The 22,895-nt window shown below is 60.7% G+C and carries 12 protein-coding genes; 7 read left to right on the top strand and 5 right to left on the bottom strand.

Annotation, left to right across the window (positions count from 1 at the left end; all coding sequences use genetic code 11):
* Positions 1 to 6: 6 nt before the first annotated feature.
* Positions 7 to 1,521, bottom strand: coding sequence for a D-xylose transporter XylE (gene xylE / locus VIZ63_RS11560; RefSeq protein WP_331609768.1), 1,515 nt, complete (start codon positions 1,519 to 1,521; stop codon positions 7 to 9).
* A gap of 121 nt (positions 1,522 to 1,642) precedes the next feature.
* Positions 1,643 to 2,725 carry a LacI family DNA-binding transcriptional regulator gene (locus tag VIZ63_RS11555; RefSeq protein ID WP_349261174.1) on the bottom strand — a complete coding sequence of 361 codons (1,083 nt, stop codon included), beginning with the start codon at positions 2,723 to 2,725 and terminating at the stop codon, positions 1,643 to 1,645.
* Between the two features lie 126 nt (positions 2,726 to 2,851).
* On the opposite strand from VIZ63_RS11555, the gene VIZ63_RS11550 reads away from it, so the two are divergent.
* From VIZ63_RS11550 to VIZ63_RS11525, 6 genes are read left to right on the top strand one after another with little or no spacing between them, the layout of a single operon-like run.
* Positions 2,852 to 5,026, top strand: coding sequence for an alpha-glucuronidase family glycosyl hydrolase (locus VIZ63_RS11550; RefSeq protein WP_331609767.1), 2,175 nt, complete (start codon positions 2,852 to 2,854; stop codon positions 5,024 to 5,026).
* A 23-nt stretch (positions 5,027 to 5,049) separates the two neighbouring features.
* Positions 5,050 to 7,020: a sialate O-acetylesterase gene (locus tag VIZ63_RS11545; RefSeq protein WP_331609766.1), complete on the top strand. Its 1,971-nt coding sequence runs from the start codon at positions 5,050 to 5,052 to the stop codon at positions 7,018 to 7,020.
* Positions 7,017 to 8,273 carry a D-mannonate dehydratase ManD gene (gene manD, locus VIZ63_RS11540; protein WP_331609765.1) on the top strand — a complete coding sequence of 419 codons (1,257 nt, stop codon included), beginning with the start codon at positions 7,017 to 7,019 and terminating at the stop codon, positions 8,271 to 8,273. The genes VIZ63_RS11545 and manD overlap by 4 nt, the downstream gene beginning before the upstream one ends.
* The gene (locus VIZ63_RS11535) at positions 8,273 to 9,958 is read left to right on the top strand and encodes a glycoside hydrolase family 43 protein (RefSeq protein ID WP_331609764.1); all 1,686 of its coding nucleotides are present in this window, start codon (positions 8,273 to 8,275) and stop codon (positions 9,956 to 9,958) included. Before manD ends, VIZ63_RS11535 begins: the two co-directional genes overlap by 1 nt.
* Before the next feature lie 15 nt (positions 9,959 to 9,973).
* Positions 9,974 to 12,643 carry a glycoside hydrolase family 3 C-terminal domain-containing protein gene (locus tag VIZ63_RS11530; RefSeq protein ID WP_331609763.1) on the top strand — a complete coding sequence of 890 codons (2,670 nt, stop codon included), beginning with the start codon at positions 9,974 to 9,976 and terminating at the stop codon, positions 12,641 to 12,643.
* A gap of 5 nt (positions 12,644 to 12,648) precedes the next feature.
* Positions 12,649 to 13,737: a Gfo/Idh/MocA family oxidoreductase gene (locus tag VIZ63_RS11525; protein ID WP_331609762.1), complete on the top strand. Its 1,089-nt coding sequence runs from the start codon at positions 12,649 to 12,651 to the stop codon at positions 13,735 to 13,737.
* Positions 13,738 to 13,761: 24 nt separating this feature from the next.
* Here VIZ63_RS11525 and VIZ63_RS11520 read toward each other — a convergent pair whose 3' ends face one another.
* The 3 genes from VIZ63_RS11520 to VIZ63_RS11510 form a co-directional block, all read right to left on the bottom strand.
* Positions 13,762 to 15,111, bottom strand: coding sequence for an MFS transporter (locus tag VIZ63_RS11520; protein ID WP_331609761.1), 1,350 nt, complete (start codon positions 15,109 to 15,111; stop codon positions 13,762 to 13,764).
* An 87-nt stretch (positions 15,112 to 15,198) separates the two neighbouring features.
* A complete protein-coding gene (locus VIZ63_RS11515) occupies positions 15,199 to 16,497 on the bottom strand; it encodes an MFS transporter (protein WP_331609759.1) in 1,299 nt (432 codons plus the stop codon).
* Positions 16,498 to 16,512: 15 nt separating this feature from the next.
* The gene (locus tag VIZ63_RS11510) at positions 16,513 to 18,915 is read right to left on the bottom strand and encodes a glycoside hydrolase family 3 N-terminal domain-containing protein (protein ID WP_414703794.1); all 2,403 of its coding nucleotides are present in this window, start codon (positions 18,913 to 18,915) and stop codon (positions 16,513 to 16,515) included.
* 686 nt (positions 18,916 to 19,601) lie between these two features.
* Between VIZ63_RS11510 and VIZ63_RS11505 the strand changes: the two genes are divergently transcribed.
* Positions 19,602 to 22,826 carry a TonB-dependent receptor gene (locus VIZ63_RS11505; RefSeq protein WP_331609757.1) on the top strand — a complete coding sequence of 1,075 codons (3,225 nt, stop codon included), beginning with the start codon at positions 19,602 to 19,604 and terminating at the stop codon, positions 22,824 to 22,826.
* Positions 22,827 to 22,895 lie beyond the last annotated feature (69 nt).

Genomic DNA, 22,895 nt, shown 5'->3' with positions numbered 1-22,895 from the left:
TCAGTCTCAAGGAATCACGGTGGTCGATGGCACCGGCGCGGCGGGCAGCTCGCCGCTTCGATCGCGGGGAGTCCACAGGCTCTGGATGTCCTCCAGGCGATGACCTTTCGTCTCCGGTACATAGCGCCACACGAATGCAGCGGCGAGAATGCTCATCACGCCGTAGATCCAGTACGCGAAGCCATGATTGAACAGCGCATTCAGCGCCGAATTACCGTCGAGAATCTTGAATGACCAGGATACGAACAGATTCGCAATCCATTGCATCGCCACCGCAATCGCCATGGCCTTGCCCTTGATGGCATTCGGGAAAATCTCGGAAAGCAGCACCCACACCACAGGACCCCAGGAAAGTGCGAAGCCCGCGATGTATGCGACGACTGCGACGACTGCGAACGTTCCAACGTTGCCCGTGTGGAACAGGAAGCCCAGCGTGATCATCGACAGCGCCATGACGATGCCGCCGAAGATCAGCAATGGCTTGCGACCGACACGATCGACAGTGACCAGGGCGATCAACGTGAAGATGATGTTGGCGATGCCGACGATGATGGTCTGCAGGAGAGCGCTGTCGGTCGACGCCCCCATGTTCGAAAACATCAACGGCGCGTAGTAGAGAACGGCGTTGATGCCGATGAACTGCTGGAAGATCGACAGCATGAGTCCAACGACGATCACGAGCGGACCGAAGGACAGAAGACGACCGCTCGATGCGACGAGCGACTCGTTGATTTCGCGCAGGACGATTTTTGCTTCGTCGCGATCAGTGGCGAGCCGATCGAGCACTCGTGCCGCTTCCTCCTGTCGGCCCTTCATCACCAGCCAGCGCGGGGTTTCTGGTGCGAACAAGAGCAGTCCCAGGAACAGCACCGCGGGTATTGCCTCGGACAGCAGCATGTAGCGCCATCCCGTGTTGAGCACCCAGCTGTCGTCGCCCTGCGCTGCGATCGCCCAGTTCACGAAGTACACGACCGTCATGCCGACGACAATCGCGATCTGTTGATAAGTGACCAGGCGGCCGCGGCGTGACGGCGGTGAAATCTCAGCGATGTACAGCGGCGAGAGCATCGAGGCGATGCCCACGCCGACACCGCCGATGATGCGATAGATGTTGAACGGCGTAAGCGCATCGGGGCCCATGCCGCCGATCGGGCCGAGCCCGAACTCGGGATAAGCAGACCCGACCGATCCGATCAGGAATAACACTGCTGCGAAGACGAGTCCGCCACGTCGTCCCCAGGAGTTCGAGAGCGGGCCAGCCGCTGCTGCGCCGATGACGCAGCCGAGCAATGCAGAAGAAATCGTCCAGCCCGACAAGCTTCCCGCAGCGGTTTCTGACAGGCCAAGCGGGTCGATGAAGTTGTGGTCGATAGCGCCGACGGCGCCCGAAATTACTGCCGTGTCGTAGCCAAACAACAGGCCGCCCAACGCAGCGATCAGTGTCAACCCACGAACCAGAGCGTTCTCGGTTCCGCCGGATGCAGAGCTTCCTTGGAACGAGCGCGAAATCCCCTCTGACATATCGTTCGTCTCCGCGACAGTCGGTCGGAACTTCAATTGGTTCTGTACCGCTGTTCAGAGAGCCTAATGATAGCGCTATCAAAACACAAGCAGGCAGATCGAATGCGATAACAGGTGCTTACTATTGAGCTGCCGGGGGGGCGACCGAGTCGCGTTTGATCAACGTGTGCGGAATGACGTGATCGAGAACGACGCGTGAACTGCCTTCCTTTCTGCCTCGGACACCGCGCTGCAGTAGCTCGATCGATGTGGCGGCCATGGCGGCGATCGGTTGGCGAATCGTTGTCAATTCGGGCCAGACGGTCGTGGCAGAAGCAGTGTCGTCGAAACCCACAACTGAAATATCGCGCGGTACATCGAGGCCTTTTCGATGTGCTACCGAAACAACAGCTGCAGCCATGTCGTCATTGCTGGCGAACACTGCGGTCGGCGCCTTCTTGCGATCGAGCAGCTTCTCCGCGGCTTCGAGCCCCGAGCGATAGGTGAAGAAGCCCTGATGAACGAGCAATGGGTCCACGGTCAAACCGGCATTCGTCATCGCTGCCACGAAGCCTTCATACCGCAGGACACTGGCCGTTTGATTCGGATGTCCCTTGATGAAGCCGATACGTGTGTGTCCGAAGCTGATCAGGTGTTCTGTCATATCGTGCGCTGCGCGAAAGTCGTCGATGCGGACGCTCGAAATCTCGGCGCGAAAGCGCCCCGCAGCGATTGCAATGACCGGCACATCCGCTGCAATGAGCTCCGCGCACACGGCTTTCGACTCGCATAGCGGCGGTGGAAGGATGACGCCTCCCACGGTTTGGGCGAGCCTGCGCGCCGCGCCGCGTTCTGCCGATTGCTTGACGTGATCCCAGCTTTCGATCACGAGCTGCGCCGCCGTGCGCTCTGCGCCGTCCAGCGCTCCGACGAGCAATTCGCTCAGATATGAGGAGCTCGGATTGGTGTAGATAAGGGCGATGCGGGTGCCTTGTGCAGCTGCCAGCGATCGTGCAGCGACATTCGGCGTGTAGTTCAGTTCGCGAACAGCCCGAAGCACCAGCTCACGCTTCTCATCGCGGACATTGCTGTTGCTGTTGATGACCCTCGATACGGTCATCGGCGATACGCCTGCTCGCTTGGCTACCTCATGAATGGTGGCTGCATCTCCACGACGTCGCACCGACTTGGAGTTCTTTGCAGCTTTTGTCGACGGTGTGATCACGAGGTGCGTATCAGAAGCGGTGAAGTCCGCGCGGGGATTATTGCAGCAGCTGGCCCATGGTTGGAAGCTGATAAGCGCCCATGGTACCGTTATCAGAATGCAGGCGATAGAGTGGGGGGACGGTCGGTGCTCACGATCCGCTGTCGTTGCGGCTTCAGGTTTGCGCAGCTCCTGCTTGCGTTGAGCCTGTTGGCGTCGATCCCGACAGCGCTTGCAGAAGACGGTTACGAGCTGTGGCAGCGATATCGCCCGCTCGGCGGCGGTGCCATCGAGCAGTATCGCCGGTCTGTGCAACGAATCATCGTCAAGGGCGACTCGCCAACGTTGCGGGCCGTAGCGCAGGAATTGAATGCGGCGATCGCCAGGCTCCTGCCGGGCGACAGCAGCCGCGAAGCCAGCGACAGCGCCGCCGCGCTCATCGCCGGAACTGCGCAGTCAGACTCCTCGATCGCGGCTCTTCGACTCGATCTCGGATCGCTGCCGGCAGGCGGCTTCGTCATTCGCACGCTTCGTCTGGAAGGGCGCAACGCAATCGTCATTGCCGGACGCGATGAGGTCGGTGTGCTCTACGGAGCGTTTCATTTCCTGCGCCTGCTACAGACGCTGCAGCCCATCGATGCCCTGGACATTCGCGAGGCGCCGCGAATCAAGCTGCGGATGCTCGATCATTGGGACAACCTCGATCGCTCCGTCGAGCGTGGCTACGCAGGTCAATCGTTGTGGGACTGGCACAAACTGCCGGACTATATCGATCCCCGATACGTCGACTATGCGCGTGCCAACGCATCGATTGGCATCAACGGCACGGTGCTGACGAACGTCAACGCGAATGCAACGAGCCTGACACCGCAGTATCTGGAAAAAAGTGCGGCGCTCGCCCGCGTGTTTCGTCCGTATGGCATTCGTGTGTTCCTTTCAGCGCGATTCAGTGCGCCCATCGAAATCGGCGGCTTGAAGACCGCAGATCCCCTCGATCCAGGTGTTCGCGCGTGGTGGCAGGCGAAAGTTGCCGAGATCTATCGCTATATCCCCGACTTCGGCGGCTTTCTCGTCAAGGCGAACTCGGAAGGGCAGCCCGGGCCACAGGACTACGGTCGCTCGCACGCCGACGGCGCGAACATGCTGGGTGAGGCGCTTGCGCCGCACGGAGGCGTTGTGATCTGGCGTGCGTTCGTCTATTCGAACGAGCAACCCGATGATCGCGCCAAGCAGGCATACACGGAGTTCGTACCGCTCGATGGCAAATTCCGGGACAACGTGCTGGTGCAGGTGAAGAACGGAGCGATCGACTTCCAGCCACGCGAGCCGCTGCATCCGCTCTTCGGTGCAATGCCGAGAACGCCGCTGATGATGGAATTCCAGATCACCAAGGAATACCTGGGGTTCGCTACGCATCTCGTTTATCTGGGGCCTTTGTACGAAGAGGTGTTGAGGGCGGACACCTATCGGCCGCGCCAGGGAACGACTGTGGCGAGCGTGATCGACGGCTCTGCGCACTCGTATCGGCTCACGGGAATTGGCGGCGTCGCAAACACGGGCAGCGATCGCAACTGGAGCGGATCGCATTTCGATCAGGCGAATTGGTACGTGTTCGGACGGCTTGCGTGGAATCCCTCGCTGTCATCCAGATCGATTGCCGAAGAATGGGTGCGACTGACCTTCGGGAATGAACCCCAAATCGTGCAGCCGGTCGTCGCAATGATGATGTCGTCCCACCAGGCCGCGGTCGACTACATGACACCGCTTGGCCTGCATCACCTGATGGATCGTGGCCACCATTACGGCCCGGGTCCGTGGATCGAAGGTGGGCCGCGTGCAGATTGGACGTCCGTCTATTTTCATCGAGCAGATGCACGCGGCATCGGCTTCGATCGCACGAGCGCTGGCAGCAATGCCGTAAGTCAATACGCGCCGCCACTTGCACATATCTTTGGCGACGTGCGACGCGTGCCGGAGGATTTCCTGCTGTGGTTTCATCACGTGCCGTGGGACTACCGTACGCAATCCGGTCGCATTCTCTGGGATGAACTCGTTCACCGCTATTCGCGCGGCGCCGAGCATGTCACAGAGATGCGAAAGACGTGGCAAACGTTGCAGCCGTACGTGGATGCCGAGCGTTACGCCCAGATCGATGCCTTCCTGGCGATTCAGGCAAAGGAGGCAAGGTGGTGGCGTGATGCCTGCATCGCCTACTTCCGAACGTTCTCCAACCGTCCATTGCCCGCGGGTTATGCCGAACCTGGGCACTCGCTCGCGTACTACGAGTCGTTGAAGTTTCCGTTCGCACCGGGGCACGAATGATGGGACCGCTAACTCCACGTTTCATGTCTGCGCTCGTGTGCGGCGTTTTATCTCTCAATTCTGCGCTTGCAGCGAGCCTGCTGAGCCCGTTGTTCACCGATCACGCCGTGCTCCAGCGGGATCAACCGATCGCGGTATGGGGTCACGCCAAAGCGGGCGAACGTGTCGTCGTTTCGATCGCTGGCTCGCGAGCCGAGAGCGCTGCGGATAGGGAGGGTCGGTGGAGTGTCAGCTTGCCTGCAATGAGTGCCGGCGGGCCCTACACGCTCAATGCTACAGCCGACTCCGGCGACACACGACGCATCAACGACGTTCTCATCGGTGACGTGTGGTTGTGCTCGGGCCAGTCCAACATGGCGTTGCCGGTCAATCGTGCGCTCGACGCACGCTCTGAAATTGCAAACGCAAAGAATGGTTCGATACGTCTGCTGAGCGTTCCCCTGGCGAGCAGCGCACGACCGCAGACAGAGTTCGCGTCGCCTGTCGGGTGGCAACCCGTCACGTCGAGCACGATTCCCGAGTTCTCTGCGGCGTGCTGGTACTTCGCGCGAGAGCTGCAAAAGACGGTCGATGTGCCGATGGGTCTGATTGCCGCGGCCTGGGGTGGCTCCAAGATCGAGCCGTGGATCAGCACGGCGTCATTGCGTGCGCACGGCGGCTACGACGAGGTGCTCGATATCCTGGCTGCGTCAGTGAACGATCCCTGGCGCGCGTCGGCACGTTGGGGCTCGGTATGGGAAAACTGGTGGCGCAAACAGTCGAGGACGGCAAGCGAGCCATGGTCTGCGAGAGCGGGCGGCGATTGGCGTAAAGCTCCCGCTGAGCTCGGTCCGTGGGAGGAGTGGGGCGATGAGCGACTCGCTTCTTACAACGGCATGGTGTGGTATCGCACCACCGTGTCTCTCACACCCGCCCAGGCGGCGCAGTCCAGTGTGCTGTCGCTTGGCCAGGTCGATGAGGTCGACCAGACCTGGGTGAACGAACGCCCGATCGGTGCAAAGGCCAGTCCAACGTTGTCCCGGGAGAAACGAGCAGTGCCCATGATCGGCACGCAATCCGATCGTACCTATCGATTGCCGCCCGGCACACTCGTCCCGGGCGAGAACCTCATCGTCGTCAATGTGCTCGACACGTACGCGACCGGGGGTCTGCGCGGACCCGCAAGCTCACGCTGGTTGAAGCTCGCAGACGGCACGACCATCCCTTTGGATCGGGACTGGCTATATCAGGTGCCGCCTGCAATCGATGGCGCCCCACCACGTGCACCTTGGGAAAATGTGGCAGGTCTGAGCGTCATCTTCAACGGCATGATCGCGCCGTTGACGCAGTTCAGTATTCGCGGTGTTGCCTGGTATCAGGGCGAAGCGAATACCGAGGCAGCGGCGGCATACGGTCCACTACTGGAGCGATTCATGGCGGACTGGCGTACTCAGTTCCGCGCACCGTTGCCATTCCTGATCGTGCAACTCGCAAATTACGGCGCGCCGCCGACGCAGCCGACGCAGAGTGGCTGGGCAGACCTGCGTGAGCAACAACGACGCGTCGTCGCTCGAGACACGAACGCCGGCCTGGTCATTGCGGTGGACATCGGTGAGCGCACCGATATCCACCCGGCAAACAAACAGGAAGTCGGTCGGCGGCTCGCGCGCGCAGCTCGCCACGTCGCATTCGGCGAAAGTGTGCCGCCTTCAGGGCCACGGGTCCTCGATGCTCGCAGGCAAGGCGGTCGTATCGTCGTCTCCTTCGCTGATGTCACCGGGAAACTGGTTGCGTACAGCGCGCTTCGTCCCGTTGGTTTCGAACTCTGCGGCACTGAGAAAGCGTCCTGTCGATTCGTTGATGCGGTCCTTGCGGGCGAACGAGTTGCGCTCGATTCGTCGACGGTTCCGGACGCAACTCGGGTGCGCTACTGCTGGGCAGACAGTCCGGTATGCACGTTGTTCGACGAAGCTCCGCTGCCTGCGGGACCTTTCGAGATCGAGGTGCAACCATGAGCGACGGAACGCCGCAAATGCAGGTCGAGGGCTCGGCGCGCGATCGACAGATCGTATCCGCCAGGGTGATCGTGACCTGCCCGGGGCGCAACTTTGTCACGCTGAGGATCGAGACACGCTCGGGAATCGTCGGGTTGGGTGATGCGACGTTGAATGGTCGGGAACTCGCTGTCGCCTCCTATCTGCAGGATCACGTCGTACCGAATCTGATCGGCCGTGACGCGGGGCGCATCGAAGACCTCTGGCAGTTCCTGTATCGCGGTGCCTACTGGCGGCGCGGTCCCGTCACGATGTCGGCGATCGCAGCGGTGGACGTGGCGCTGTGGGACATCGTCGCGAAGCTGGCGAAGCTGCCGCTGTATCAGATGCTCGGCGGTCGTTCCCGCGAAGGCGCGCTCGTGTACGGACATGCGAACGGCCGGGACATCGCCGAGACGAGCGATGAAGTGCGCCGCTACATCGAGAAAGGATTCCTCGCCGTGCGCGCGCAGTGCGCGGTTCCGGGATTGCCGAAAACGTACGGCATCGCGGTGGGAGCGAAGGCGTACGAGCCCGCCGAGAGCGAGCTGCCGTTGGAAACGGCGTGGTCAACCTCGAAGTATCTGCAGATCGTGCCGAAGCTGTTCGAGCAACTGCGTGTCGACCACGGCAACGACATCGAGTTGCTGCATGACGGCCATCATCGCATGACACCCATCGAGGCTGCGCGACTCGCGCGCGATCTCGAGCCGTATCGACTCTTCTGGCTCGAGGATGCAACACCCGCGGAGAATCAACGAAGCTTCGAGATCATTCGCAGGCATTCAGTGACACCTCTGGCCGTGGGCGAGGTTTTCAATTCGATCTGGGACTGCAAGCACCTGATCAGCGAACAGCTGATCGACTACATCCGTACAACGATCGTTCACGCCGGCGGTATCACGCACGTGCGCCGGCTCGCTGATTTCGCAGGTTTGCATCAGGTGCGTACGGGCTTTCATGGCGCCACGGATCTATCGCCGGTGACCATGGGTGCGGCGCTGCACTTCGACTCCTGGGTGCCGAACTTCGGCATTCAGGAGTGGATGTTCCATTCGCAGGAAACCGAGGACGTGTTTCCACATGACTATTTCTTCCGTGACGGCCGTTTGTTTTGCGGCGAAAGCCCCGGCCACGGTGTCTCGATCGACGAGAAGCTCGCGGCTCGCTATCCATATTCCCCCAGGCAGTTACCCGTTGCGAGACTCCCGGACGGGTCGATGTGGGATTGGTGATGACATCTCGCGCGCACGCCTGGCTGACGCAAGTGATCGTCGCGATGACAGCGGCCACCGCTGCTGTGGTCCATGCAGACGCACGCGGCGAGACGATCTCATTCGACTGGTTCGAGTACACCGGGCGCGATGCGGTATTCGAACAGCCTTTGCCTTCGGGCCACTACCGCAACCCCATTCTCGCGGGCTTCTATCCCGATCCCAGCATCACGCGGGCGGCAGACAGGTTCTATCTCGTCAATTCGACCTTCGCATTCTTTCCCGGCATTCCAGTGTTCGAGAGCAGGGACCTGGTGCACTGGACGCAAATCGGCAACGCCATCGATCGCCCATCGCAGTTGAACTTCGCAGGGCTCGGCGTGTCACGCGGTGTATTCGCCCCGACAATCGAGCATCACGACGGCGTGTTCTACATCTTCAACACGCATGTGGACGCGGGTGGCAACTACGTGATCACGGCACGCGATCCTGCTGGCCCATGGTCCGATCCGACATGGCTGCCTGATCTCGAGGGTGGCATCGATCCGTCGATGTTCGTGGACGAGGACGGCCGTGCGTACGTGCTCAACAATGGACCTCCGGAAGGACCGCCGAAGTACGCAGGTCACCGCGCGATCTGGATCCAGGAGTTCGATCGTGCGGCGCTCAAGACGAAAGGGCCTCGCAAAGTTCTCGTCGACGGCGGGATCGACTTGAGTCGAAAGCCGATCTGGATCGAAGGTCCGCATCTCCTCATGCGCGAAGGCTGGTACTACCTGAGCTGCGCAGAGGGTGGCACGGGCCCGCAACATTCTCAGGTGATCCTGCGCTCGCGCTCGCCATGGGGGCCGTTCACACCCGGCGAGATCAATCCGATCCTCACGCAACGTGACCTGCCCGTGGAACGCGCGAATCCAGTCACAAACGCCGGGCATGCGGACCTTGTGCAAGCGCCCGACGGCTCATGGTGGGCAACGTTTCTCGCATCACGAACTTATGGCGATGGGCACTACAACACTGGACGAGAAACCTTTCTGCTGCCTGTGACATGGCGTGATGGTTGGCCGCTCGTACTCGAGCGCGGCAAGTCGATTCCCGCGGTCGTAAAGGGTCCGGACTTCATGGACAGCGGCGCACAGTCGCCTCTGTCCGGCAACTTTACCTGGCGCGATGATTTCGGGAAGCCGGATCTTGATCTCGCCTGGCTGCGGCTGCGAACCGCTGAGCGACCCTGGTTCGACCTGAAGCGAACCCCCGGTGTGCTCGTGATCGAATCGCGGGATGCGCTCGATCGGAAGGCCACTCCGGCGTTTCTTGCTCGCCGACAGCAGCACCTCAGTTTCGATGCGAGCTTGTCAATGCGAACACCCACGAGTTCGAACGTTGCAGCAGGACTGCTGCTGTTTCAGGACGAAATGCATTGGCTGCTGATCGGCGTACGCCGCAAGGGCGGCGCCTTGCAGGTCTTCGTGGAGAAGCAGCGTGGCGAACACACTGAGGTCGTCGCGAGCGAATCCATTGCATCGCTCGAATCTCTCGAACTGAAAGTCACGGGCGAGCATCGCAACTACTCGTTCCTGTTTCGACCGAATGATCGGGATGCATGGCGACTACTGAAAGCGAATGAAGACGGCTCGACATTGAGCAGTGACGTGGCAGGGGGCTTCGTAGGGGCCGTCATGGGTCCGTACGTGCGCAACGAATAGCAACAAGGAAACACGATGTTCAACTACCGAAGGCACACGCAAGTCTGGCTGATCGGCATCACGCTGCTGAGCGGTTCGCTTGCGTACGCGGCAGAACCGGCATTCAGGAACCTCGACCTGCCATTCGAGGAACGCGCCAGGGATCTCGTCTCCCGCATGACACTCGAGGAGAAGGTCGCGCATCTCGGGAATGCGAATCCGGGCATACCTCGTCTGGGTGTGCCTGCTTACGACTGGTGGAATGAGTCGTTGCACGGTGTGGCGCGCGCAGGCGCAGCCACTGTGTTTCCACAGGCGATCGGACTGGCAGCCACCTTCGATCCTGCCTTGATGCATGAAGTCGCAACGGTCATCAGCGATGAAGGTCGGGCGAAGCATCACGAGTTCGCGCGCCGTGGAATGCATGGTCGTTATCAGGGACTGAACTTCTGGTCGCCGAACATCAACATCTTCCGCGATCCTCGTTGGGGAAGAGGGCAGGAGACGTACGGAGAGGATCCGTGGCTCATGGCGCGCATGGGCGTCGCATTCGTCACCGGTCTGCAGGGCGATGACCCGAAATATCGGAAAGTCGATGCCACCGCAAAGCACTTCGCCGTTCACAGCGGGCCCGAGGCGGATCGACATCACTTCGATGTGCATCCGAGCGAGCGCGATCTCTACGAGACCTACCTGCCCGCGTTTCAGGCGCTCGTGCAGGAGGGCAAGGTTGCATCGGTGATGGGTGCGTACAACCGCGTGTTCGGCGAATCTGCCTCAGCCAGCACGTTGTTGCTGCAGAAGATCTTGCGGCAGGACTGGGGTTTCCACGGCTATGTCGTTTCGGACTGTGATTCGATCGAAGACATTTACAAGTACCACAAGATCGTCGCGACGCCCGAGGAGGCGGCGGCGCTGGGTGTGAAGACGGGCTGCGATCTCGACTGCGGGGAAACGTACAACGCATTGATCCCTGCCGTACGCAAAGGGCTGGTCAAGGAAGCCGACATCGACCTGGCGGTCCGCCGTCTGATGGAAGCCCGATTCCGTTTAGGCATGTTCGATCCTGTCGAACGCGTGCGATGGGCACAAATCCCATACTCGGTGAATCAGGCCCCGGCGCACGATGCGCTTGCACGACGTGCTGCGCAGTCATCGCTCGTGCTGTTGAAGAACGACGGCATGCTCCCGCTGTCGCGTGACATCAAGAAGATCGCAGTGATTGGACCAACGGCAGACGAAGTCATGTCGCTGCTCGGCAACTACTACGGCACGCCCGCAGCGCCGGTCACGATACTGCAAGGCATTCGCGAAGCGGCGGGTTCACGCACCCAGATCGTCTATTCGCGAGGCGCCGATCTCGTCGAAGGTCGCGAGGAGCCGCGCGCAGCGCCGATCATCGAGGCGGAGTTCCTTCGTCCTGAAGCAGGCTCGACCGAACGGGGGCTGAAAGCCGAATACTTTCGCGGCAAGGAGTTGAGCGGAACGCCCGTGTTGAGGCGAATCGACAGTCGCGTGGCATTTCGTTGGGATCGCGGTGCGCCGACCGATGACCTGGCTGCACGAGGCGAACTGCCCGAAGCGCAAGCTCTGTCAGGCGATGACTTCAGCGCGCGTTGGACCGGACAGTTGCTGCCACCGGTCACCGGCCGCTACGAAATCGTCGTCGGAGCGAATGACGGTTTTCGCCTGTTCATCGATGGCCGTGAACTCGTGGACGGCTGGAAATCGAATGAACGCGTACGCAGCGTCAGTACCCCGATCGAACTGCAGGCAGGCAGGGCGTATGACCTGCGGCTCGAGTTCTTCGAAGAAATCCGTGACGCGGAGATTCGCCTCGGCTGGCGTCGTCCGGGCGCCACGCCGCCTGCTGAAGAAGCGCTCGAAGCAGCGCGTGCATCCGATGTGATCGTCTTCGTCGGCGGGTTGACAGGTGATGTCGAAGGTGAAGAGATGAAGGTCCAACTTCCGGGATTTGCCGGCGGCGACCGTACCGATCTGCGTCTGCCGGGCAGTCAGCGAAAATTGCTTGAAAGCCTCCATGCGACCGGCAAGCCGATCGTGCTCGTGCTGACGGGTGGTTCGGCGCTCGCGGTCGATTGGGCGCAGCAAAATACGTCGGCGATTTTGCTGGCGTGGTATCCGGGACAGCGCGGTGGCAATGCAGTAGCCGATGTCCTGTTCGGCGATGTGAGTCCTTCGGGCCGCTTGCCGGTGACGTTCTACAAGGAAACAGAGAAGCTGCCCGCATTCGATGATTACTCGATGGAGGGACGCACGTATCGCTACTTCAAGGGCGAGCCGCTGTATCCGTTCGGCCACGGCCTGTCCTACTCCACGTTCGAGTACTCGAACCTGACGCTCGACCGCCCGTCACTCGATGCGAAGGGAACCTTGCAGGTAACGGTCACCGTGAAGAATACCGGCAAGCGCACGGCGGATGAGATTGTGCAGCTCTACGTACGTCCCCTGGGATCAACCATTCCGCGGGCACAACAGGACTTGCGCGGAATACAGCGGGTGACACTCGCGCCTGGCGAGTCGCGGCAAGTGAGCCTCCCGGTGCGACCTGAGGAGGATCTGCGGCGTTACGATCCGGAGGCGAAGAAATACGTCGTCGATGCGGGCACGTATGAAGTGCAGATCGGAAGTTCGAGCCGTGACATCAGGCAGGCGCAGAAATTCACGATCGCTCAGGCGAGGTAAGCATCATGACGACCACTTCTCGACGCTGCTTTGTCGTAGGCGCGGGCGGCGCTTTGTCTCTGATGATGGTTGCAGGCTCCCGCGCGGCAGGACCGCAGAAGCCGCTTGGTGTGGCGCTCTGTGGTCTTGGCAGCCTGAGTACGAACCAGATAGCGCCGGCGCTGCAGAAGACCCGGTTGTGCAAGCTGACGGGGATCGTTACCGGTACGCCAGAGAAAGCCAGACGTTGGCAGGCGCAGTACGGCATTCCGGCGAAGAACGTCTACGACTATCACACGTTCGATCGCATGATCGACAATCCGGACATCGATGTCGTCTACGTCGTGACGCCCAACGCCTTGCACGCCGAACACACGATCAAGGCTGCGCGTGCGGGCAAGCATGTATTTTGCGAAAAGCCGATGGAGATTTCTGTCGAGCGTTGCCAGCAGATGATCGATGAGTGCAAAAAGGCAGGTCGCAAGCTCGGCGTTGGCTATCGATGTCAATTCGAGCCGCATCACCTGGAGATGATGCGACTTGCTCGCGAGCGTGAATTCGGCGATGTGAAAGTCATCGAAGCCTCATTCGGTTTCACCGCTGGCGATCCGAAACAATGGCGCTTGCGACGCGAGTTGTCCGGCGGCGGTGCCTTGATGGATGTCGGTGTCTACGCGCTACAGGCATCCCGCTATATCAGCGGCGAGGAGCCGATCGAAATTTCTGCCATCGAGACGAAGACCGATCCGGTGATGTTTCGTGAGGTGGACGAATCGATCGTGTGGCAGATGCGTTTCCCGAGCGGTCGCCTCGCCACCTGCAGCACGACGTACAATGCCAATGGAATGGGCCGAATCCGCGCGCACGCACAGCGTGGTTGGTTTGCCCTCGATCCTGCGTTCAACTACACCGGCATTCGCGGCGAGCGCAGCGACGGTAAGGCAATTGCATTTCCTGCAACAGATCACTTCGCCGTCGAGCTGGATGCGTTCGCGCGCAGCATCATCGATGATCAGCCGTTTCTGGCGCCGGGTGAGGAAGGTCTGCGCGACGTCAGCATCATGATGAGCATCTATGAAGCGGCGCGCACAGGCAGAGTGGTCAAACGCGGCTGAGAAAAACAGTACTGCCGTGCCGCGTCATTTTGGCTCAGCCGCTGGAAGGGCTGGTTCTCCTGGCGCGACGTGCGCGATCCCTTCATGGGCGTGCCGTCGCACGCACATCACCAGCGCACCGCTCAGGAATGCGGCGCCCGCGAGGATACGCAGTCCTGCCTCGTACGTGCCGGTCACGTCCTTGAGCCAGCCCATGACGTACGGCCCCGCAAACCCACCGAGGTTACCGATCGAATTGATCAATGCGATGGCACCTGCGGCGGCCGTGCCGCGGAGAAAGGCGGTCGAGAGCCCCCAGAACGGTGCGATAGAGCTCCAGCGACCCGACACGGCGATCGCCATGGCGATCACTGCGACGAGCGGCGGCACCGGCAGGCTGGCCAGAATGAGTCCTGCACCGGCCCACCACACTGCCCACGCGTAGTGCCAACGTCGCTCGCCATGTCTGTCCGACGAGCGGCCGTATAGCACCATCACCACCAACGCAAACAAGGGCGGCAACGCTGCGAGCCAGCCGATAGTAAGCGGTGCAGCATCGGGAAAGGCCTGCTGCAGCAGCGTAGGCATGAAGAAGTCGAGGCCGTAGGCGGAGACCACCATCAGGAAGTACACCAGGGACAACAGCAGAACGCGCGGGTCGGTGAGCGCCCGCAGCAAGGGTACCTGGGGCGCAACGCCTTGTTGCGCGAGGTCGTCGTCGAAGCGTTCCCGCAACCACGCACGCTCCGCATCGTTCAACCAACGTGCCTGACCGGGCCCATTGGGCAGGTAGAGGAACACGATGACGCCGAGAATAATCGAGGGGAAGGCTTCGATCAGAAACAACCACTGATAGCCCTGCATTCCGAGCATTCCATCCATCTGCAACAGCAGTCCCGAGAGCGGTCCGCCGACGATGCCCGAGAGCACTGCTGCGCTCATGAACACGGCAATCGTGCGGGACCGGTACGCTGCGGGAAACCACTGCGTGATATAGAAGATCACGCCGGGGAAAAATCCTGCTTCCGCGGCGCCCAGCAGAAACCGCAGAACGTAGAACGACGTTGCGGACTGCACGAACATCATGCAGGCAGATACGATGCCCCAGACGATCATGATGCGGGCGATCCAGATGCGTGCGCCGACGCGCTCCAGGATCAGGTTCGAAGGGACTTCGAACAGGAAGTAGCCGATGAAGAACAGGCCAGCGCCCAAACCGTACACGGCGTTGCTCATGCCAAGCTCGGCGACGAGTTCCTCGCGCGCAAAGCCGACATTCACGCGGTCGAGGAATGCAGCCATGAAGCACAGACACAACAATGGAAGCAGCTTCCAGGTGATCTTGTGCATCAACGCTTCTTCGAACTGGGAAGGTTGAGGGACGGATGAGGTCACGGCTGGAAGGCTCCTGAGTAGGCAAGCGACTTTCGCATGCCGGTTATCGCGATCCGCTGAGTCGGCAATCGGTGTGACCGATGCCGATCAGGCGATGCGCGCCGGTTCGAGTCGAGGCACGAGCAGATGAACGATGAACAGCGCCAGCAGGTACGCCGCGCCGGCCATGATGAACACCGGTACGTAACTGCCGGTGGTTTCGAGCAAAAGGCCAGTGAAGGTCGCGATGCACATGCCGCCGACTGCACCACCGAACCCGCCGATCCCCACGACCGATGCAACGGTGCGTCGGGGAAACATATCCGATGGCAACGTAAAGACATTTGCGGACCAGCCCTGATGACCCGCTGCTGCCAGGCCCACCAGGCCAACGGCGAGCCATAGGCTGGTTACGTTGGCGGCGAAGACGACGGGTACGACCGCGAGACCGCAGATCAGCATTGCGGTCTTGCGCGCCCGATTCACGCTCCAGCCCCGTTTGATGAATCGGCCGGCAATCCAGCCGCCGGCGATGCTGCCCGCATCGGCCATGACGTAGATTGCAACCAGCGGTGCTCCCAGTCCCAGCAACGAAAGACCATGTTCACTGTGAAAGAACTTGGGCAACCAGAACAGAAAAAACCACCAGATCGGATCAGTCAGAAGCTTCGCCATCAGGAAAGCCCATGTCTGTCGATGACGGAGCAAGTGGCTCCAACGCACGCGCACAGCAGACTCGGCGGGGTCGCTGCGAATCAATGCGAGTTCACGTGGCGATACGCCGGGATGGTCATCAGCAGACCGATAGACGCTCAGCCACACGACGATCCAGGTAACGCTCAGGACGCCGGTAATGAGAAAGGCCGCCTGCCAGCCGAACGTCACGGCCACGATGGGCACGGTCAGTGGTGCAACGATGGCACCGATATTCGAACCGGAATTGAAAATGCCCGTCGCCAATGCACGCTCACGCCTCGGGAACCATTCGGCGACGGTCTTGAGTGCGGCAGGAAAATTGCCCGCTTCGCCGAGACCCAGCGCGAAGCGTGCGATGGCGAAGCCTGCAACACTGCCGGCCAGCGCATGGCTCATCGCGGCCAGACTCCAGACGGCGACTGCCAATGCGTATCCGATTCGCGTGCCGAGCCGATCGATGATCGCGCCCGCGCTGACCAGACCGATCGCATAGGCAGCTTGAAACGCAGTGACGATGTATCCGTATTGCGATTCGCTCCACGCGAAGGTCCGCTGCAGTTCGGGCGCCAGTACTCCCAAGACCTGACGGTCGATGTAGTTGATCGTCGTGGCCGCGAGCAGCAGCGCGCATATTCGCCAACGATAGCGGGTGCCCTGTTCGGTGCCATTCGCGGCCACACCGTCGGAGGGGATCTGATCCTGGACGATCATTTCGTGGGTCTGCCATCAACTCGAACTCGAACTCGAACTCGGCGCGGCGGCGATCTCGAGCGTCGTCGACTTCAGATTTTCCGAGTCAGACCCGCTCATGATCTGGAATTCACCCGGCTCCACGACGTATTTCATCTCCTCGTTCCAGAACGCGAACGCTTTCTTGTCCAGGGTGAACTCGACGCTCGTTGCCGCGCCCGGTTCGAGCGTGACGCGACGAAATGCCTTGAGCTCCTTCACCGGACGGGTCACCGAGCTTGCGACATCACGCACATAGATCTGAACGACTTCATCGCCACGCACCTTGCCCGTATTGCGAACGTCGACGGATACCTTTACCGAGTCGTCCTGGCCAATGCGACTCGCAGACAAGCGGGGCGCGCTGACGTCAAAGGTCGTGTACGAAAGGCCGAAGCCGAAAGGGAAGAGCGGTGCCGCCGATTCGGCCACGTAACCACGGCGAGCACTGGGTTTGTAGTTGTAGAAGGCTGGCAAATGCCCGACTGAACGCGCAATCGTGATCGGCAGCTTGCCGCCCGGATTGGTGTCCCCGAACAGGACATCGGCCATCGCAGTGCCGCCTTCCTGGCCGAGGTACCAGCCTTCGACGATGGCATTGGCCTTCGCGGCGACTTCCGGAATCGACAACGGCTGGCCGTTGATCAATACGACGACCACCGGCTTGCCGAGTGCGAACATGGCTGCAGCGAGTTCGCCCTGTTCGCCGAACAGCCCGAGGTCAGGCCGATCGCCGAGGTGATTCCTGGCCCACGCTTCCCGAAAGATCACACTGCTGCCGCCGATCACCAGAACGATCGCATCGGCACTCTGCGCGACGCTCACGGCTTCCTTGATACGCACACGATTCTGTGCGGGATCGGCGAACACGACCTCGTCTTCATGCCAATCGCCTTTCTCCGTCAGGCGAACGCCTTCGGAGGTGACGATCTCGATGTTCTGGCCAACCTTGGACCGAATTCCGTCCAGAACGCTGATCGCCCGGGTCGGCACGTTCGAGTAGCCGCCCATGTCGGCATGTGCCGCGTTCGGCCCGATCACCGCGAGCTTGCGCAGCGACTGACGTCGCAATGGCAACGTGCCATCGTTCTTGAGCAGCACGACGGACTTTTGCGCGGCCTCGAGGGCGAGCGCCCGGGCTTCCGCATTGTCTGTGATCTGCTCGGCGTACTTCGCATCAGCGAACGGTTGCTCGAACAAACCGGCGTTGAACTTGAGGCGCAACATGCGGCGAACGGGCTCGTCGATCTCCTCTTGCGAGATCAGGCCTTTCGCCAATGCTCCCGCCAGGAGCGGGTAGGACTCGCCATTCGGCAGATCCGCATCGACCCCCGCCTTGAGGGCGCGCACGGCCGCGGTCGTCGGGTCCGTCGTCGTCTGATGCACGTCGATCAGTTCCTTGATCGCGAAGTAGTCGCTCGTGACCAGCCCTGTGAATCCCATCTCGCCGCGAAGCACATCGTGCAGCAGCCAGCGGTTGGCGTGCGAGGGAAGGCCATCGATTTCGTTGTATGAGGGCATGACGGCTTGCGCATTGCCGCGCTCGATCGCGGCCTGGAATGGTGGGAAGAACACTTCGCGCAGGATCCGCTCGGAGATGTTGGCGGGTCCGATGTTCGTGCCGCTCTCCGGCTGCCCGTGGCCAGTCATGTGCTTCAGGGTCGCGAACACGCGGTCCTTCGCCAACGGCATCGTCGTGCCCTGGAAGCCGCGGACGGCGGCGACCCCCAATTCGCCGACCAAGTAAGGATCCTCGCCATACGTCTCCTCCGTGCGCCCCCAGCGCGGATCGCGCACGACGTCAACGACCGGGGCCAGCACCAGGTGCACGCCGCGGGCGCGAATCTCCCGCGCCGCAACAGTAAACACGCGTTCGAGCAGGGTGGGGTCCCATGAGCTCGCAAGTGCGATCGCCTGCGGAAAGTGCGTGGCACCGCGCGCGGCGTACCCATGCAATCCTTCTTCATGGAACAGCACCGGAATGCCCAGTCGCGTATTCCGGGTTGCGTCGCGCTGAATGGCATTCACCAGCTCCACGGTTTCGCGCTCGTCACGAAATGCGGTCTTGTAAGGGCTGCCCACTTCCTGTCGATCCTGCGGCCGTGCGAAATGTCCGATGCCTGCCGGGTACAGGCGGCGCGCCGCACCGGGATCGAATTGACCGTTGCGATCGAGCAACTGATTTTTCTGCCCCCAAACGGTGGTGATCTGAGCGAGCTTCTCTTCGAGCGTCATTCGACCAAGGAGGTCTTCGATGCGCTCCTCGACCGGGATAGAAGCATTCTTGTAGACCGGCTTGCTGCTCTGCGCGTGAGCTGAGCCGGCCATCAGAAGTACGGCACCCATCGTGCAGGCGATCGTGCTTCGCAGTCCGCTGTTCACAAAAGGATTCATTCTCATCCCCCCTTGACGCAATGACTTGTCATATTTGTGCATGCCGCCGAGCTGGGTAAAGGCTGCATGGTATCGCTATCATTAGCTTGATCCGGGAAAGCGGTCAAATGGTTACAGTGACGCAGCTATCGAAGGGTTCTGACGGGGAGTGCCGATCGAGAACGGAGAAGGCGGTTTTTTGCTGCGCATGCGACAGGACCCGCGGTTTCTTTGGCGGCGCAACAGAGGGCGTTTTCGCGCAACCGATGTAAGATCAACGATAGCGATTGCGTTTCTGGATTTGGGAGCGCTATCATGAATCCCGTCGATGGGCTCGGCTTGACCGAGCGATAGCAAAAAACAACAGCCGAGAGCTATGGGGGAGAGAACGATGCGCAAGCCTCGACTCTTTGTTTCATTCGAGCTGCGCCCGGCGTACAGCCCGAATGTGTCGATCGCCTCGACACGTCGCCGTCCTCCAGCAATCTTCGCGCGCCTGCCAATCGCGGCACAGGCGTGCAGCACCTATTCGGCGAGCAAAGAGGCTCGTGCTCATGCGTTCGCTTTTCAGAATGCGGCGGGCTCATTGCGAGCCTTCTCGCCAAGATCTCACGTCCGTTGAGCATAAATTATCGCGTTCATTCGTATATTCCAGACCAGCTCTTTACTAGAACGTCAGGGGAACAGAGATGATCAGACACAACAAGTTATCGGTGGCAATCGCAGCTATTCTGGCGGCTGGACCCGTCGCACATGTCTACGCACAGGAGAAAACCTCACCTAGTTCCGGCGCCCTCGAAGAGGTGATCGTGACCGGTTTGCGGGGCAGCCTTGAAGCGTCGATGGACATCAAGCGCGACGCCATCGGCGTCGTTGATGCGATCAGCGCCGAGGACATCGGCAAGTTCCCGGATACCAACCTTGCAGAGTCGCTGCAGCGAATCACGGGCGTGTCCATTGACCGCCGTAACGGCGAGGGCGCAGTCGTCACGGCGCGCGGATTCGGTCCAGAGTTCAACCTCGTGACGTTGAACGGTCGACAGATGCCAACGGCCGACGCCTATGCGAACGGTGCGGTCCTTGCTGGCGGCGTCGGTGCGGGCAATCGTTCGTTCAACTTCGCTAACTTGTCCGCGGATGGCATCAGCGGTCTCGAGGTCTACAAGACCGGCAAAGCCGATATGGCGACGGGCGGCATCGGTGCGACCGTCAACGTGAAGACGTTCAGGCCGTTCGATAATGACGGCATGCTGCTCAATCTCGGTGCAAAAGGTATCTACGACACGAACGTCGATGCGGGCGATGAGATCACCCCGGAGCTGTCCGGTATTTTCAGCTATGCGAATGACGACCAAACGTGGGGTGTCAGTCTCAATGCGAGCTATCAGAAGCGTGACAGCAGCGCCGCGGGTTCGTCGGTGAACGATTGGCATATCCAGCCCTGGCGCACGAACCTCGCTGACAACAGGAGCTCGGCGCCGTTGTTCGTCAATAACAACGGCACCGTCTACGGTTCGACTGCGGGGGCTGACGATTTCGTGCAAGCGACGATCGTCAATGCGCCGAAAGAGGGGCAGCTGTACGGCATTCCGAACGACATCCGCTATCACTATTCCGATCGCGAGAGCGAACGCAGCAATGGGCAGCTGACCGTCCAGTTTGCGCCTTCGGATTCGATGACGTTGACCGCCGACTATACTTATGCGCTCCAGGAGCTCAAGGAGGATCGCGGCGATCAGACGACCTGGCTGCAGCGCAACGGCTTCTACTATATGGAATTCGATACGGATGAAGCGGTCGCAACGCCGGTGCTTCTCAAAGAACACACGGGCTCCGCAAAGGACTTCGGTTACGAGCAGCAGCACCGCGAGCAGAAGAACGATCTGAGCTCCTTCGGCTTCAATATGAATTGGGCGGTGAGCGATCGCATCAGCGTGGACATCGATTTCCACGATTCCAAAGCACGCAGCCTGCCGAACGATCCGATCACTGGCGGCGGTGAAACCACGTTCAGTGTCGCGGGCAAGACCCGGGGCAACTGCCTCGCGTTCTATCCGGGTGCTGCTGATTTCGACGCAACGCCTATCTGCCAGAACTCGGAGAATGCATGGGACCAGGTGTTCGCCTTCAACAATGGCCTGCCGATTGCGGGACGCACGTTGTTTGCAGATACCAATGCCATGTTGGCGGGCACCGGCGGCAACGATAACGTCGCATTCAACGATCAGTCGATGGGGACGCAGGTGTTGCGCGTCAACTACCAGGGACAGGAGACCACGATCCAGCAGTTCCGTGCCGGTAGCACGCTGGACTTCGACGAGGGTCGTTTCCAGTTCGGCCTGGAAACTCGCGATATGGAGATGCATTCGCGATCCTCGGGAGGCTACATGGCTCTCGGTGACTGGGGCGTGGGCGATGCAGGCACCGTTCCGGACATGGTGGCCCTGATGAGGCAGTACAGTCTCACGGGCGGATTTGACGACTACTCGACCGCGGGCGCTCCGTCCGGCGGCTGGAAAGGCAACGCGAATGAGCTTGCTCAGTGGGCGTTCGCAAACGGCTATGGGGACTGGAGCGAAGAAGCCGCCCCAGATGGTCAGCTGCGGTACAACCCGGGCTTTGGAACGAATGACATCGTTGAGGAGAAGACCACTGCGTTCTACGCCCAGTTGGCTTTCCATGCCGACGTAGGCACGCGTGCAGCAAACCTTCTGGTGGGCGCACGCTACGAGGCGACTGATGTCACGGCGACCTCGCGCATGTTGCCGACAAAGTACCTCACCTGGATGGACGACAACGACTTCCAGCAGACACAGTCGGGTTCTGTTGCGGACACCGTGACGCGTACCGAAACTGCAAACTACACCAACGTGCTGCCGAATCTGGATTTCGACATCGAAGTGTTCGATTCGCTGAAAGCTCGCGTGTCGTACAGCAAGACCATTGCGCGCGCGAACTACGGCCAACTGACCGCGGCGGTCGACGCGAATACACCGGGCGGTTCTTCCCTGAACGGGTTCCAGGCGACGGGTACCGCCAACAACCCTGGATTGCTGCCGCTGGAGTCGACGAATCTCGACTTCTCTCTGGAGTGGTACTTCTCTGATAACGGCTACGTGTCCGTGGGTTGGTTCGACAAGGACATCGTGAACTTCATCGGCCAGGGCGTGTTCAATGAGCCGCTCGTCGGTCTGGGCGGGGGGAACATCAAGGACCAGACCGGAGGTCCGCGCGCGCAGGCTGCACTTGCTGCGCTCGGCGGAGCGGCAGACGACTCGGCGCTGTTTACGATGATGGCCATGATGGAGCATCCCGATGGCTTCACCGACGGTGACGGTGTGTTCTGGGCGGGCGGTTCAGGCAGTTACAACGGCACGAACGAACAGCACGTGGCCTGGGCAACTGAGTTCGATCTGGTCACACGCGCCGACGATCCGGACTACATCTTTGCGGTCCAGAAGCCGATCAACAACAAGGAAGCGAACATCCACGGTTGGGAGTTCGGCGGCCAGTACTTCTTCGGGGGGTCCGGCTTCGGTGTTCTGGCGAACTACACGATCGTCAAGGGCGATGTGGGTTTCGACAATGCTGGCGATCCGAACGTGAACCAATTCGCGCTGCTCGGTCTTTCCGACTCCGCGAACGCGGTGCTCATGTACGAGAAGTACGGCATTTCGGCTCGTATCGCGTACAACTGGCGCGATGAGTTCCTGACGCAAGCCAACCAGGGCCAGTGGCGAAATCCGTTCTACGTCGACGAGTACTACCAGATCGATGCGAGCGTGGGATATACCCTCAACGAGCATCTCTCATTTGTGCTGGAAGGCGTCAACCTCACTGGCGAGGATGTGCGCTTGCACGGCCGCTCGTCGAAGCAGTTGGTGAGACTCGAGGATCAGAGTGCGCGCTATGCCATCGGCGCTCGTTACAAGTTCTGATCTTCCCGTCTAAGTGCAGGGTTTCGGCCCCTGATAAAGGGAGGGGGACGGAAGAGGCCGCTGCGAAGC

The organism is Povalibacter sp., from assembly GCF_036520495.1.
GTDB lineage: Bacteria > Pseudomonadota > Gammaproteobacteria > Steroidobacterales > Steroidobacteraceae > Steroidobacter.
Note: the sequence above shows the minus strand (reverse complement) of the source record. Positions and strands in the feature narration are given on the sequence as shown.

Excerpts from the sequence above, each read along its gene's own strand:
- VIZ63_RS11510 (WP_414703794.1), bottom strand. The coding sequence starts at position 18,915 with ATGAGAATGAATCCTTTTGTGAACAGCGGACTGCGAAGCACGATCGCC.
- VIZ63_RS11525 (WP_331609762.1), top strand. The coding sequence starts at position 12,649 with ATGACGACCACTTCTCGACGCTGCTTTGTCGTAGGCGCGGGCGGCGCT.
- xylE (WP_331609768.1), bottom strand. The coding sequence starts at position 1,521 with ATGTCAGAGGGGATTTCGCGCTCGTTCCAAGGAAGCTCTGCATCCGGC.
- manD (WP_331609765.1), top strand. The coding sequence starts at position 7,017 with ATGAGCGACGGAACGCCGCAAATGCAGGTCGAGGGCTCGGCGCGCGAT.
- VIZ63_RS11535 (WP_331609764.1), top strand. The coding sequence starts at position 8,273 with ATGACATCTCGCGCGCACGCCTGGCTGACGCAAGTGATCGTCGCGATG.
- VIZ63_RS11530 (WP_331609763.1), top strand. The coding sequence starts at position 9,974 with ATGTTCAACTACCGAAGGCACACGCAAGTCTGGCTGATCGGCATCACG.
- VIZ63_RS11545 (WP_331609766.1), top strand. The coding sequence starts at position 5,050 with ATGTCTGCGCTCGTGTGCGGCGTTTTATCTCTCAATTCTGCGCTTGCA.
- VIZ63_RS11515 (WP_331609759.1), bottom strand. The coding sequence starts at position 16,497 with ATGATCGTCCAGGATCAGATCCCCTCCGACGGTGTGGCCGCGAATGGC.